At 46.5% G+C, this 14,418-nt stretch carries 13 protein-coding genes; 2 read left to right on the forward strand and 11 right to left on the reverse strand.

What is annotated here, in order from left to right:
* Positions 1–362 precede the first annotated feature (362 nt).
* Positions 363–980 (forward strand): OmpW/AlkL family protein, encoded by a 618-nt coding sequence (locus AAKU64_RS02685; protein ID WP_354331302.1) that lies wholly within the window; start codon positions 363–365, stop codon positions 978–980.
* A gap of 260 nt (positions 981–1,240) precedes the next feature.
* Positions 1,241–2,020, forward strand: coding sequence for a fumarate/nitrate reduction transcriptional regulator Fnr (gene fnr / locus AAKU64_RS02690; protein WP_354361333.1), 780 nt, complete (start codon positions 1,241–1,243; stop codon positions 2,018–2,020).
* 125 nt (positions 2,021–2,145) lie between these two features.
* Here the strand turns inward: fnr and AAKU64_RS02695 are convergent, their stop codons facing one another.
* The 11 genes from AAKU64_RS02695 to hemN form a co-directional block, all read right to left on the reverse strand.
* Positions 2,146–2,394 (reverse strand): hypothetical protein, encoded by a 249-nt coding sequence (locus AAKU64_RS02695; RefSeq protein ID WP_354331306.1) that lies wholly within the window; start codon positions 2,392–2,394, stop codon positions 2,146–2,148.
* Between the two features lie 62 nt (positions 2,395–2,456).
* Entirely contained in the window at positions 2,457–2,987 is a 531-nt protein-coding gene (locus AAKU64_RS02700; RefSeq protein WP_354331308.1) for a FixH family protein, read from the reverse strand.
* Between the two features lie 9 nt (positions 2,988–2,996).
* Positions 2,997–4,424 (reverse strand): cytochrome c oxidase accessory protein CcoG, encoded by a 1,428-nt coding sequence (gene ccoG / locus AAKU64_RS02705; protein WP_354331309.1) that lies wholly within the window; start codon positions 4,422–4,424, stop codon positions 2,997–2,999.
* 36 nt (positions 4,425–4,460) lie between these two features.
* On the reverse strand, positions 4,461–5,408 hold the full coding sequence (gene ccoP / locus AAKU64_RS02710) for a cytochrome-c oxidase, cbb3-type subunit III (RefSeq protein WP_354331311.1): 948 nt from the start codon (positions 5,406–5,408) through the stop codon (positions 4,461–4,463).
* Positions 5,401–5,634, reverse strand: a complete 234-nt coding sequence (locus AAKU64_RS02715) for a cbb3-type cytochrome oxidase subunit 3 (RefSeq protein WP_354331313.1) — start codon at positions 5,632–5,634, stop codon at positions 5,401–5,403. Before AAKU64_RS02715 ends, ccoP begins: the two co-directional genes overlap by 8 nt.
* A gap of 2 nt (positions 5,635–5,636) precedes the next feature.
* Positions 5,637–6,287, reverse strand: a complete 651-nt coding sequence (gene ccoO / locus AAKU64_RS02720; RefSeq protein ID WP_322119327.1) for a cytochrome-c oxidase, cbb3-type subunit II — start codon at positions 6,285–6,287, stop codon at positions 5,637–5,639.
* Positions 6,288–6,350: 63 nt separating this feature from the next.
* Complete coding sequence (gene ccoN, locus AAKU64_RS02725) at positions 6,351–7,778, reverse strand: cytochrome-c oxidase, cbb3-type subunit I (RefSeq protein WP_354361335.1); 1,428 nt, start codon at positions 7,776–7,778, stop codon at positions 6,351–6,353.
* An 899-nt stretch (positions 7,779–8,677) separates the two neighbouring features.
* Complete coding sequence (gene ccoS / locus AAKU64_RS02730; protein ID WP_354331316.1) at positions 8,678–8,893, reverse strand: cbb3-type cytochrome oxidase assembly protein CcoS; 216 nt, start codon at positions 8,891–8,893, stop codon at positions 8,678–8,680.
* A gap of 8 nt (positions 8,894–8,901) precedes the next feature.
* Entirely contained in the window at positions 8,902–11,532 is a 2,631-nt protein-coding gene (locus tag AAKU64_RS02735; protein WP_354361337.1) for a heavy metal translocating P-type ATPase, read from the reverse strand.
* Complete coding sequence (locus AAKU64_RS02740) at positions 11,532–12,461, reverse strand: sulfite exporter TauE/SafE family protein (RefSeq protein WP_354331320.1); 930 nt, start codon at positions 12,459–12,461, stop codon at positions 11,532–11,534. The genes AAKU64_RS02735 and AAKU64_RS02740 overlap by 1 nt, the downstream gene beginning before the upstream one ends.
* Positions 12,462–12,543: 82 nt before the next feature.
* Positions 12,544–13,974: an oxygen-independent coproporphyrinogen III oxidase gene (gene hemN, locus AAKU64_RS02745; RefSeq protein WP_354331322.1), complete on the reverse strand. Its 1,431-nt coding sequence runs from the start codon at positions 13,972–13,974 to the stop codon at positions 12,544–12,546.
* Between the last annotated feature and the right edge of the window lie 444 nt (positions 13,975–14,418).

Here is a 14,418-nt window from a genome sequence, read left to right on the forward strand (position 1 = left end):
AATCTTAATTTTTTTTTTTTTTTTTTCTTTCTCAAAATAATTGTTTTTTTATGTGTTGTGTGCGGCCCCTCAACTATTCCTTTCTAGGGTTTTTTTGGGGCCCCCCCCGCCAACAATCTGCACCCAATCTCTATAAACACACGTCTCCTTGTGTTTGCATCCAACTAATAAAAATCTAAATTTACTTTGCTGCCATCAGAGATCCATCGTCAGATAAATATTGTATTCCCGTTAGCTTGCACTCATGCAGACTTCAAAATTTGAGTTGTAGGTTTCACCTGGGTTGATCTACATCAAAGCTGATAACTCGTCGCAGTATTAAACTTCTTGCCATACAAACGATGATTGATGGAGAAGTAAGAATGAAAAACACTATAGCGTTATCGGTAGTAACAGCCGCGCTGTTAAGCATGTTTTCTGCAACTACGTGTGCACAAGAAAGTCCTTGGTTGGTACGAGTAAGGGCAGAGCATTTGTCAACCGCAAATAAGTCAGATCCTATTGGTGGAGTCGGTGCAGCAGACCGTTTACAGGTCTCCGACAAAACGATTCCTGAGTTGGATATTTCTTACTTTTTTAGTCCAAATATTGCGGCAGAATTGGTACTGACTTATCCGCAAAAACATGATGTTTATCTCGATGGCACAAATATCGGTAGCTTTAAACATTTACCTCCGACTTTGCTGATTCAATATCATTTTTTACCCGATGCGCAGTTCAGTCCTTATCTTGGTGCTGGTATAAATTACACCCGTATTTCTGACGTGAATCTACTTAACGGCGCAGGTTCTTTGGAAAACAGCAGCGTCGGTCTAGCGTTACAAGCAGGTGTGGATTACAAGATAGACAAACGATGGTCAATTAATGCTGATATCAAAAAGGTGCAGATACGTAGCGATGTATTTATTTCTGGTACCAAAATCAGTGCAGTAAAAGTCGACCCTTTGATGATAGCTGCTGGTGTAGGTTATCGCTTCTAAATAATCGCCAAAGGCACATAGAGCGCTGTTCTAAAAGAAATTCTGGGTTAACAGGCAATCGAGGCATAGTCTCGATTGCCTGTTTCCGATTAAGTACAATCGATTAATACCATGCTGTTGGAAAAATAGGGATATATATCCACCTTCTTAGGGTGATTTGAGTTCAGAGACCGCTTTCATGTTGCAATAATTTAAATAAAATTTAGCGATGCATTTGCGCTAAACTCAATTCATTGATTACAGTCTCAGGGTTGCAACTTATGAACGCACATCTTCCTCATCTGGCTACGCCAGCAACCACCTCAACGATCCCACCAATCAAATTACAAGATATTCGGGTTCACTGTGCCGCCTGTAGTCTGCATCAATTATGCCTTCCCATGGGATTAGCCGAAGCGGATATGGATAAGTTGGACAGCATCATTGGCCGTAGAAGGCGGATTAAGCGGGACGATGCCTTGTATCGCATGGGTGAACCGTTCACCAATTTATACGCGATCCGGGTTGGGCATTTTAAAACCTCTCAAACAAACTCTATCGGTCAGCAACATATAACCGGTTTTCAAATGGCTGGCGAGTTGCTAGGGATGGACGCGATTGGTAGTAACGCCCATCACTGTGAGGCAATTGCACTGGAAGACAGCGAGGTGTGTGAGATCCCTTTTAATAGCCTGGAGCATCTATTTGGTGAAGTACCAACCTTACTGAGTCATTTTCATCGCATTATGAGTCGTGAAATTAATCGAGAGCAAAACGTGATGCTGCTGTTGGGTAGCATGCGTGCCGACCAGAAATTTGCCGCTTTTTTGGTGAATCTATCCTCGCGCTATGCTGCGCGAGGATATTCGGCAACACGTTTTCAACTTCGCATGTCACGCGAAGAAATCGGTGGTTATCTGGGCTTGACGATAGAAAGTGTCAGTCGCCTGTTAAGCAAATTTAAAAAGTTAGAGTTACTGTCAGTCGATCAGCGCGATATAGAACTCCTGCAATTACTCACTTTAAAATCAATTGCGGCAGGTACTGATCATTGTGCTTAGACCTTACCTAAGTATTGTTTAAGTATTGTTTGAGTCGAGCTTGATGCCAGCATTTTTTTATCTGCTTCATTTTATTTTCCTTCAGAAAATAACAGTCTTCCTATTCAGCTCACCGCAGGCTTGTACTAAAAAGAGGGTTGGCTCTTAATGCTGCTATCGGAATTAGCCAACAGCAAATAGCAGGTAAGCGCGCTGGATAGTGCACAACATATCCAGAAGCTAAAAAATCCCAAGGTATAGATCGCGGGTCTGGACAACTCAATCGGCACGCCAGAAAACACCAGATTATGCGGATCAAAAATAGAAAAGAACAAACCTTCGGCAGCAACTGCAACCAAAAAAGATGACCATAATATTGCTATAGCGCGTCGCATGTTTGTCTCCTTTGTTATTGTAAAAACTGCTGATCAGTTTGTTGGCTTACTTGCGTATTCAATCAAAGCGGATCTAGGACGATTGCTTGCTGTAAGGGCCAGTTCCAGACTCCACTAAGGCGCCATTGCTTAGGCTGATCTTCTAGCGTGACTTGCCAGGCTGCTTTATCTAATAACGGTAGTGCTAAAGAAAAATTACCTGAATCATCTACTTGCGTTTTGATCGCCAGATCTTTAGATGGTTGGGTAGGGTGAACTAATTTCATCGTTAAGATACCGTTTGATATTTTTTGATTGCTACTGAGTTTTCCTTTAATGATCCCGCTCGCAGCATCGTATTGTATGGATGCGTTTAACTTTAATGCCGCAGCGACCTTGTCACGCCGCAGGTCCTGATTGATTGCCTGGCCTTCTTTATAATAATCATCCACCACCATCGCATCTTGTTCGCGGAAGGCGATCGAAACCATATACGAGCCGGCAACCACGGCAACAATCGGTGGGGCTAACAAGAACCAAAGCCAGATTTGTTTAAACCAAGGTGCTTGCTTAGTGTTGATTGAGATGGGTACTGAAATAGGTGAGGTCGACATCACACGCTCCTAATTGTGGGGAATAATAAATACAGCTTTTTCTTTGACCTGCAAGGCCGGATTATCGATCGCTTCAAGTTGAAACCAAATTTTGTTACTACCTTGCTTACCGTGATCGTGGTCTACATGCACCCGTACTGGTATCGCTTTTGTAGTAGCTCCCGGCAGCTCGATTTGGTCGGGGCTGTCTAAACGGATTGAGTCCAGCCCCGATACTTTGATGCGATAAATATGATTTGCTTCCGCCGTGTTCATAATTTGTAGCTTATAAACATTCTCAATCACGCCTTCATTTAATTCTCTACCCATAGAGCCACGGTCACGGATAACGTCTAGTTTTAAGGGGACACGTGTTAGCAAATTGATCGCTAATACCGATACGATGACGACCAAGATAGCGCTATAGATCAAGACTCTTGAGCGGAAGATTGACTTCAAAACCTGTTGTTCTGACAGATTATTTTTGATCGCATTTGCGGTAGAAAAACGAATCAAGCCCCTTGGTGCTCCGATCTTATCCATCACCGTATCGCAGGCATCCACGCAGGCGGCACAGCCTATACATTCGTATTGCAGGCCGTCCCGGATATCGATGCCGGTCGGGCAAACTTGAACACAAATTGAGCAATCGATACACGACCCAAGTACAGGATTTTTAGCTGTCTTTGTGCTACGAGGCTCCCCGCGCTGTTGATCGTAGGTCACGATCAACGTGTCCTGGTCAAACATCACACTCTGGAAGCGTGCATAGGGGCACATGTATTTACACACTTGCTCACGCATCCAGCCCGCATTGCCATAAGTCGCCAGCGCATAAAATAAAACCCAGAATAATTCCCATGGTCCCAGTGTGACCAATAATATTTCTTGCATTAATGTTTTGATCGGCGTGAAGTAGCCTACAAAGCTGATACCTGTCCACAAAGCGATTCCTAGCCAGATCGCATGCTTGGCACATTTTTTACTGACTTTTGCCAACGTCCAATTTTGCTTACTTAATTTGATACGGGCGCTGCGGCTACCTTCAATCTTCCGTTCTACCCACATAAAAATTTCGGTATAAACCGTTTGTGGGCAAGCGAAGCCACACCAAAGACGGCCAGCAACCGTCGTAAATAAAAATAATGAGTAAGCGCAAATAATTAACAGCGCGGTCAGATAAATAAAATCCTGTGGCCACAACACGATGCCAAACAAATAGAACTTCCTTGCGGTCAAATCAAACAACACTGCCTGACGATCATTCCATGCCAGCCAAGGCAAACCATAAAACACTAGTTGGGTAAGCCAGACGCAAGCCCAGCGCCAGTTGGCAAAAAAACCTGTTACTTCGCGCGGATAAATATCCTCTCTTGACGCGTACATTTTAATGGTCGCGTATTGAGGTTCTACAGGATCTGCGTGATCTCGTATTTCGGGCGGCTGTATATCAGACATAGCGCACAAGATCCCATTGAATGATGATTAGCAAGTTCATTTTTGTGCAGCTTTTGTCTCTGTTTCATTCGATAAACTCCAGACATATGCCGCAAGCACTTGTACTTTTGCCTCACCCAAAAAATCTTTAAATGGCGGCATCGTATTTTTACGACCTTTATTAATCGTCTCCATAATCGTGTCTAGGCTACCGCCATATAACCAGATTTTGTCGTTCAGTGCCGGGGCACCTAAGGCTTGATTACCGATGCCGCCAGCGCTATGGCAGCCAATACAGGCGGTAAATTTAGATTTGCCAAACGCGGCTTTAATCGGGTCATGAGTAGATCCAGACAAACTCAAGACATAGTGAGCCACGTTTCTAACCTCATCATCCGTACCGACAGCCGCGCCCATCGGCGGCATTTGGCCGTTGCGTCCATACATGATGGTCGTTTTGATGACATCTGGAGCGCCGCCATACAGCCAGTCTTTATCCGTCAGATTTGGAAAGCCTTTATTGCCATGCGCGTCCGACCCATGGCACTGCGCACAATAGGTCAGAAATAGCCGCTCACCAATCAGATGTGCTTGTGGATCTGCTGCTACTGCTTTCAGATCTTGATGTAAATATTTTTCAAACAGCGGGCCATATTCAGCATCGGCAATTTTCAATTCTTTTTGGTATTGCCCGCTTGATTGCCAGCCCAATTTACCGGCATAAGTTCCTAAGCCGGGATACAGATAGAGATAAATTCCGCCGAAGATAATCGTCAACACAAACAGCCACATCCACCAGCGGGGAAGAGGATTATTTAACTCGCCCAAATCCTCATCCCACAGATGACCTGTCGTTTCAACAGGGCCTGGTTCCCCATTTGCATCGGTCGATATTTTGACTTTTGCTGTTGCCTGCGTCCACAGCAATACTCCGCAACCAATAATACTTAGCACCGTCAACAGAGCAATATAAGCACCCCAAAAATCACTTGTAAAATCAGCCATGATGAGACTCCGCTGTGTGAGTACTATTGTTGCTATTAGCGGACTGTGCTTGAGGTGTGTCTGGAAGCCCATCTACAAACTCATCTGCAAAGGGCAGATTTGCTGCCTCATCAAATGCAGTTTGTTGTTTGCCGTTATATGACCAGTACACAATGCCGAGAAATACAAGCAAACAAGCAACCGTCGTAATGCTGCGCATGTCAGTTAAGAAAGTGACGAATTCCATTTTTATCTCCTGCTCTTAATTAAGATGCCCAATTCTTGAAGATAGGCAATCAGTGCGTCTTGCTCTGTTTTTCCTTCTAAGGCCTCCGGTGCGTGCAGAATCTCATCGTCGGTGTAGGGATCGCCCAAGCGTTTTAAAGCACGCATTTTGGGGGCAATATCAGCTGGGTCGAGTTTGGTCTTAGCAAGCCATGGATAGCCAGGCATATTCGATTCTGGTACCAGGTCACGCGGGTTGTTTAAATGCGTTTGATGCCATTCATCGCTATATCTTCCACCGACCCGCGCCAGATCAGGACCGGTACGTTTTGATCCCCATTGAAAAGGCCTATCATAGACAGACTCGCCAGCGACCGAATAATGTCCGTAACGCTCGGTCTCGGCACGGAAAGGGCGGATCATTTGTGAGTGACAGTTGTAGCAACCTTCACGTATATAAATATCCCTGCCGGTCAGTCGCAGTGCTGAATAAGGTTTCAGCCCCGTGACTGGTTCGGTCGTCGATTTTTGGAAAAATAGCGGTACGATTTCTACCAGTCCGCCAAAGCTGACAACCAACACAATCAGTACGATTAATAACCATGGATTTTTTTCTATCCACTCGTGTGAGAACTTCGGTGAAAACTTCGATGACAACTTAGAAGGGGACTTCATTGATTACTCCTCAATAGTGTTATTTTCTGTTGCGACTGAGCTAATTCTGCAAAGTGAGTCAAGCTATGCATGCGCACCAGCAAAGACAGGGATGCGGGTATTTACCGGCTGACTATCGCGCATCGTCATAAACACGTTAAATGCCATCATCAACATGCCGCTCAGGTACAACAAACCGCCACTAAATCTCACTACGTAATATGGATAAGTCGCTTTCACGCTCTCTACAAAGGTGTAGGTCAAGGTGCCGTCAGGATTGACTGCACGCCACATCAAGCCCTGCATCACACCGGCAATCCACATAGCAGCGATATATAAAACGATACCGACGGTGGCGACCCAGAAGTGGAGTTCTATCAAGGACTTACTCCACATTTCTACTTTTCCAGACAGGCGAGGGATCATGTAATACATCGAACCCATCGTGATAAAGCCAACCCAACCCAAAGCACCTGAATGCACATGCCCTATCGTCCAGTCGGTGTAATGCGATAAAGCATTGACCGTTTTGATCGACATCATCGGACCTTCAAAGGTAGACATACCGTAGAAGGACAGCGATACCACCAGAAATTTAAGAATAGGATCCGTGCGCAATTTGTGCCATGCGCCAGAGAGGGTCATGATGCCGTTGATCATGCCGCCCCACGAAGGCGCCAGCAGTATCAGAGAGAACACCATGCCTATCGATTGTGTCCAATCAGGCAAAGCGGTGTAATGCAAATGATGCGGGCCCGCCCACATATACGTGAAGATCAGCGCCCAGAAATGGACGATCGACAGACGATATGAATACACAGGACGCTCCGCCTGTTTAGGAATGAAGTAATACATCATTCCCAGGAAGCCCGCCGTTAAAAAGAAGCCGACCGCATTGTGGCCGTACCACCATTCAATCATCGCATCCTGTACGCCGGAATAAGCAGAATAGGATTTGGTCAGCGAGACAGGCATCGCAGCGCTATTCACAATATGTAATAACGCGACTGTCAGAATAAACGCACCGAAGAACCAGTTGGCAACGTAGATATGCGGCACTTTACGTTTAAGCAGGGTGCCAAAAAATACCACTGCATACGACACCCAGACCACCGCCAGCAACAGATCGATAGGCCACTCCAGCTCGGCGTATTCTTTACCTTGAGTCATCCCCAAAGGTAACGTAATCGCTGCCAGCACAATCACCAGCTGCCAGCCCCAGAAAGTAAAAGCGGCTAAGCCATCGGAGAATAATCTGACCTGACAAGTGCGCTGCACGACATAAAACGAGGTCGCCATTAATGCGCTGCCGCCAAAGGCAAAAATCACCGCATTAGTATGTAGTGGCCGCAAGCGGCCGTAGGTAAGCCAGGGGATATCAAAATTCAGTTCCGGCAATGCCAACTGAGCGGCAATCAGCGCACCAACCAGCATACCGACCACACCCCAAACAATAGTCGCGACAGAAAACTGCTGCACGACTTTGTAGTTATAGTTTAGTGCTTTGTCCACTCAGATTCCCCCAGGATATTTCGATCATGGAGGTAGCATAAGTGGCGGTTGATAAAGATTCCTTGATGTGTATCAAGTGAGGCTCAACTTGTCGCTATTGATGTAGAGATTAATGCGTATTTAGTCTGATGGCGCAAACAAGATCGCATTAAACCCAGATTTTCCATTAGACCGCTACCACTTCGCAAAAACGCAGACGGCGTGCGGTCTTCAGAGGGATAGCACGACCGCGATTTGAGTGGGAACGCTACAGCGACAATTGCACTTTTGGCGAACTGCCTGGCGTTGTTGCTCCTCCTAGCAAGATGCAGCTTGCGTCGTCGTCGCGTCTAGCCAGCCAGTTCGCCAAAGGCACACTTGTCGCTGTTCCAATGGAAAATCTGGGTTAAAAGCAATTTGTCTGAATTGATGTGATGGGTATTTTTGTTAGAAGCTCAATTCTTTTGCATGTCATTCCAGCATGGGTTTAGCTGGAATCCCGTGTCGTTATTTTCAGAATGGGGTCGCTAATTTCTAGCCATGTTTTTCTATCCATATAGGTCGCGCAACAAACGTCGCTGGATTCCGGCTAAACATTGCCGGAATGACGCGCTACTTCTTTTTAATCTCAATGTGATTGGCACCAACATTTAATCTGAAAGTAGCCTGTAAATCCATATACTCCCATTAAAAAATATAAAAATAGCTCAATAGTCCATTAAAGATATGGACACCTATAATATACATGGTAGTAGTATAAATTTATGTGATGGATGTTTTGAATCTTAACCCACATCAGCAAAGTCAATGTGACGAATAGTTTTGTGAGCGTATCTGTTAAAAAAATAGTTTGAAGAGGCCTTTGAATTTGGCCCCGAAGATGGCTTTGAAAAAGGCTTTGAAGGTGACCTGACAACTTTTTAAGGTGGATTTTCTATTGGCTTGATTACTGTGTCTGTCGGTACTTCTGTCAATGTCTCTGCTGGTACTTCTGGATTATCATCATCTTGCAAAATTCTCAAAGCTGGACCAACCATGTCGTCAAACTGACCACTATCCGACATCTTAAGAAATACCCAAATTGAAAAAAATACGATGAGTACGCTGACGGGAATGAGCAAATAAAGTGATTCCATTTTGGTTTTCAGATTTCAGGCGATGGTGTTGATGTCGTCAGCGTAATCAGACGATTTTTTTCTACACTCATTTTTTCTAAGTTAAGCTTTTCTGAGTTCGATGCTGGCGTTGCCTTATGCGATTTGGGTAAGCGATGCAAACGTAGTGCATTGAGTACAACCACCATTGAACTAATCGTCATGCCCACGCCAGAGATCAGCGGAGGCAAATAACCGAACGCAGCCGCAGGTATGACGATCAAATTATAGATACTCGCCCAGACCAAATTTTGCCGGATAATCGCCGTAGTTTTTTTTGCGTGATTGATGGTATCAATTAAGGCACTCAGCTTATCCGATAGTAATACAGCATCTGCGCTGACTTGCGCCAACGAGCTTCCGCCCCCCATCGCAAACGAGATATCTGCCGCACTCAGCACGGCAGCATCGTTGATGCCATCACCCACCATCGCCACCACCGCACCTGCGTGTTGTAGCGTCTGGATAAATTGCAATTTTTGTTCTGGCAGGCGATTGCCATACGCCTCAGTAATCCCCGACTGGCGGGCGATCGACTCCACTATGTTTTGATCATCGCCGCTCAGCAAGATGATTTTTTTCCCCATTGTTTGCAATTGTGTGACCGTCTCCAAAGCACCATCACGCAAGCTGTCTTGCAAATCAAAGCGAGCTAGTAATTCAAACTGATTTGCCAGATAAACTGACGTCACCTCCGGTAGCGCGGGATGCATCATTTTTTTGCCGAGCAGGTCTTCAATAAAATCTTGATTCCCAATTCTGTAGGTAATACCATCTTTGCTTGCCTGCAAGCCTTGACCTGGCTTGGAGTCGATATCGGCGACATGGATTGCGTAGTCCAGCGCCGCAGTAGTATCAGGCTTGATCAGATTTTTTATTGTAGCGGCCTTCAGCGCGCGGGTGATTGCATGGGCGATCGCGTGCGAGCTGGCTTGCTCTAAGCTGGCAGCCAGTTGCAGGCATTGATCTCCGGTCATTGCGCCAAATGTGCATAAGGATTGCACTGTAGGCTTGCCCTGAGTCAGCGTACCTGTTTTATCAAATACAACATGGCTGACATGGGTCATGGTTTCTAATGTAGCTGATCGCATAATCAGGACGCCTTGTTTTAACAGGCGATCAGTAGCCGACGCCAGGGCGGTGGGCGTCGCCAGCGACAGGGCGCAAGGGCAGGAGGCAATTAATACTGCAATCGTAACCGGCCAGGCTTGCGCCGGATCAACCAGGTACCAGATGCAAAAAACGAGCAGGGCGAAAACCAGCAGACAGGTCACAAACCTGGAGGCGACTTGATCTGCCCACAGCAGCATGTGCGGCTTAGTTGCGCTAGCATTTTCCGTCAGCCGGATGATGACGGCAAGATGGCTGTCGGCAGCACAGCGGCTGACTTTAGCGATGATGGTTTGCTCAATATTGATGGCGCCGCCGGGCAGTTCTTCATTGGTATTTTTGCTGAGCGGCTTACTTTCTCCACTTAATAGCGAGGCGTCTATTGTCGTGCTGCCTTCAATAATCATGCTATCGGTCGCGATCACATCGCCTTGCCGTATCAGAACAATATCGCCTGCATGTAGCTCGCTTGCCGCTACCAGTTCGCTACTGTGATGATGCGGATAATCTTGCAGCCGCGTCGCTGTCACAGGTAATGCATGCTGTAGTTTTTCTAATCCGTCAAAGGCTTTACGTCTGGCACGCAACTCCAGATAGCGACTGCACAACAGCAGAAAGATGAACATAGTGACCGAATCAAAATATACATCTCCCTGCTGACGATAAGTCGCCACGGCGCTGGCAAAGAACGCTGCCAGTAATCCTATACTGACCGGCACATCCATACCCATTTGACGGGTTTTAATATTGAACCAGGCACCCTTAAAAAAAGGCTGTGCCGAATAGCCGATAGCAGGCAAGGTCAATAGCAGGCTTGCCCAACGTAGCAGAGCGATGTGATCTGCCTCCATCTCACCTGGATGAGAAAAATATAAAGGGAAGGTGTACATCATCACCTGCATCATTGACAAGCCAGCGATAAACAATTGACGGAATAATTGCTTGCTGTGGCGACGAATCAACTCTCCATGTTTGAGTGCCTCAAACGGATGCGCGGTATAGCCAATTTCGCGTAAGGTCGAAATGATCTGGCTCGGTTGGCAGAGTAACGTATCCCAGCGCAGAGATAATTTTTCGCTGGAGACATTTAGGTCGGCGCTCAGGATACCCGGCAGCTTACTCAAGCGCCGTTCAACTAGCCACACGCAAGCGGCGCAACGTATGCCTTCAATCGAAAAAATAGCGCTCGTGATACTGGTATATTCTGCCGTGTTTTTTCTATTAGTTAGGGAATTATCACTGGCGATTTGAGCAGACTGAGTTTGACCAACATCGTAAGCCCGTAGTTGTGCCGGAACGATAGTATCTATCTTGTCAGCCGTCAGCGAATACGCACTCCGCGTCAGATAATAATCCTCGCAACCGCTGGCAACGATTGCTTCTGCCACCGCCTGGCAACCCGGACAGCACATTGCTTGGGTAAGACCGTTAATTGTGGCGGTCCAATAGGTTGCCGCGGGTACTGGTTCACCACAATGAAAACAATCGTGACTGACATGGTTAGTGTTCATCACAGACCTACTTTGCGTGGAGCTATTGGGATGACGGAGGTGGCGGGGATGACGGCGGCAGGAGGATTAATACAGAAGGCATCAAGCCACAAGGCCTGCTGACCAGAGTGACCATAAAATGCGCGGAACAATCCTAGTAGTCCAAATACACAGAGCAGCGATCCGGCAAACAAGCGCCATTTTTTATTTTGTAAATGTGATTTGAGTTTTGCCCCCAAGTTTGATCCAACTGCTGCCATCAATAGCAGCGTCGGTAAGGTACCCAGACCAAAAGCCAGCATCACCATTGCACCGGAGTACGCCGACCCGGACAACATAGCAGTGAATAGGATGGAATACACCATGCCACACGGCAGCCAGCCCCACAACGCACCCATTACAAAAGCTTTAGGGTTGCTATCCAAAGGTAATAAGCGTCGTGTCAAAGGGCTGATGCGCCGCCATACCGACTGGCCTAGTAACTCCAGTTTGCTAATCCCGCGCCAGATATCCATCATGTATAAACCGATTGCCAGCAGGACGAAGTTAGCCATCCAGTAAAAACCATTTTGCAGCGATGTCAGGGTGGATAATGCAAACAGACTCAGCAGTCCGCTGCCAACGCTACCCGCAATCACACCAGCCAGCGTATAGCTAGAAATTCTGCCACTGTTGTAGCTGATTGCACGGGTGGCGTAGTCAAATGCCGAGGCGTGTGCCGCTGTTGCCGTGGCAGCTTCGCTAGTCTCTAAGCTCATACGATTCAGATCGCCAGATTGGTTGGCAGAAACAAGCTGGAGAGGGAAGACCCGTTGCTTTTTTATGCCCGTCTTGGATAACTTGCTCGATGCCATAGAAAAAGCACCTACAATCCCGCCGCACATGCCAACACAGTGGACACTACCAATCAGTCCGGTCAGGAAAACAGGGAGCAGGTTGATGCTTGTCATAGTGGTGCTCTGCCTTTAATTTCACGCTTTTGTCTTACTTATGTCTTGCTGTTATCTTGCTTTTGTCTTGCTCCTGCCTTACTTATATCGTCGTAGAAAAACGTATCGTTTCTGCCGGAGGATGATTTTTTTTATCGCGTAGATAATGATCAAAGACCATACAAATATTTCTGATCAACAGTCGCCCTTTGTCGGTGACACACAAACAATCATCCTCAAATTGAATCAGGCCATCTAGCTGAAATTGGTGTAGCTCCGTCAACTCGTCCGCAAAATAGTCGCTAAAGACGATAGGGTAAGACAGTTCAATCAAGCTAAATGAGACTTCAAAATGACACATCAGACTTTGAATCACAGCCCGTCGTATTAAGTCATCCATATTCAGACGCAAGCCTTTTGCCATTGGCAATTCACCCTGATCTAATCTGGCGTAATACGCATCCAAGGTCTTTTCATTTTGGCTGTAAGTCGTGCCGATGGTACTGATGGCCGACACGCCGCAAGCGATCATATCTGCATCTGCATGGGTTGAGTAACCCTGAAAATTTCTATGCAAGCGTCCCTGTTGCTGCGCGATGGCCAGATCGTCAGTCGGCTTGGCAAAATGATCCATTCCGATATATACATAGCCCGCCGCAGTCAGACGAGTAATGCACAAATGCAGCATGTCCAGCTTGCTGTCCGCGCTAGGTAAATCCGATTCGTTGATCCGTCGTTGCGGTTTAAACAGGTGCGGCAAATGAGCGTAGTTATAAATCGCAATCCGGTCTGGTGAGGCAGCAATCACTTTTATCAAAGTGCGCTCCATGCTGGCTACATTTTGTTTAGGCAAGCCGTAAATCAGATCGATGCTGACCGAGCGGAAACCCGCACCCCGCGCCGCATCAATGATGGCGACTGTCTCTTCCTCTGGCTGAATACGGTTGACGGCTTCTTGCACCTCAGGCTCAAAATCTTGTACCCCAAGACTGATGCGATTAAACCCTTGATTACGTAAAGTTCTGACACGTTGCGGCGTCACCGTACGGGGATCAACTTCGATCGAGTATTCACCCACTTCATCTGATGCCAGCTTAAACCAGCGGCGGATGTGCGCCAGCAAATCATCCATCTGCTCATCGTTGAGGTAGGTGGGAGTACCTCCACCGAAATGTAATTGTTCCACCTGATTGATGCCGCTAAACAGCTTGCCTTGCATTTCAATTTCTTGTTTTAAGTAACCCAGATATTTGGCGGCCTTGCTTCTGTCCTTCGTCACAATTTTATTGCAGGCACAGTAGTAGCAAATCGTGTCACAGAAAGGAATATGGATATACAACGACAAAGGACGCGCACCCTGAACCCGCACACTGGCAACCGCATGCAGGTAGTCCCAAGATGTGAACTGGGTTGATAACTGATCCGCAGTTGGGTAGGACGTATAACGCGGTCCGGATTGCTTCATCTTACGGATAAGGTCAGCATCAAAGTCGATGCCATTTGCTGTGCTGGTGGTTAAGTTGGCGGCTGCCATAGTGATTTCCTGCCATGTTCCAAACGGGTGAGTACGTAGGTGCACGCGTGCGAGCATGCATAAGATGGATGGAGTTTAGTCAGCTTGCTTCCGAATCACTTTGATGTAAATCAAAACGGAGTAAGTTAATCTGACTGGCAGGGAATGCTTGGACGTGTGGTTAGATAAAATCAGGCCGGCATTTTGCTGGCGCGGAGATACTTAGTTCTACCCGTAATTAACAGGCGTATAATTTTAATACTGGTAGTGAGTATATTTTATTGTCCATATAATCATTGGACACTAAGTGATATTTATTGAAATTGATGGGGAGTATATTATTTTTGGAGGTGGCACAGACACATAAAACGTGTTCAATATTAATCGGTTAACTGTCGATTGGTCGGCATAATAAAGCCGTGATATTGTTTGGCTAACTAAGTTGATTACATTTCGCGGCTCATC

Origin of the sequence: Undibacterium sp. GrIS 1.8 (genome assembly GCF_040544445.1) — a bacterium.
Taxonomy (GTDB): Bacteria; Pseudomonadota; Gammaproteobacteria; order Burkholderiales; family Burkholderiaceae_D; genus Undibacterium.

Coding starts and splice junctions, on each gene's coding strand:
- AAKU64_RS02685 (WP_354331302.1), top strand. CDS start 363: ATGAAAAACACTATAGCGTTATCGGTAGTAACAGCCGCGCTGTTAAGC.
- fnr (WP_354361333.1), top strand. CDS start 1,241: ATGAACGCACATCTTCCTCATCTGGCTACGCCAGCAACCACCTCAACG.
- AAKU64_RS02695 (WP_354331306.1), bottom strand. CDS start 2,394: ATGCGACGCGCTATAGCAATATTATGGTCATCTTTTTTGGTTGCAGTT.
- AAKU64_RS02700 (WP_354331308.1), bottom strand. CDS start 2,987: ATGTCGACCTCACCTATTTCAGTACCCATCTCAATCAACACTAAGCAA.
- ccoG (WP_354331309.1), bottom strand. CDS start 4,424: ATGTCTGATATACAGCCGCCCGAAATACGAGATCACGCAGATCCTGTA.
- ccoP (WP_354331311.1), bottom strand. CDS start 5,408: ATGGCTGATTTTACAAGTGATTTTTGGGGTGCTTATATTGCTCTGTTG.
- AAKU64_RS02715 (WP_354331313.1), bottom strand. CDS start 5,634: ATGGAATTCGTCACTTTCTTAACTGACATGCGCAGCATTACGACGGTT.
- ccoO (WP_322119327.1), bottom strand. CDS start 6,287: ATGAAGTCCCCTTCTAAGTTGTCATCGAAGTTTTCACCGAAGTTCTCA.
- ccoS (WP_354331316.1), bottom strand. CDS start 8,893: ATGGAATCACTTTATTTGCTCATTCCCGTCAGCGTACTCATCGTATTT.
- AAKU64_RS02735 (WP_354361337.1), bottom strand. CDS start 11,532: ATGAACACTAACCATGTCAGTCACGATTGTTTTCATTGTGGTGAACCA.
- AAKU64_RS02740 (WP_354331320.1), bottom strand. CDS start 12,461: ATGACAAGCATCAACCTGCTCCCTGTTTTCCTGACCGGACTGATTGGT.
- hemN (WP_354331322.1), bottom strand. CDS start 13,974: ATGGCAGCCGCCAACTTAACCACCAGCACAGCAAATGGCATCGACTTT.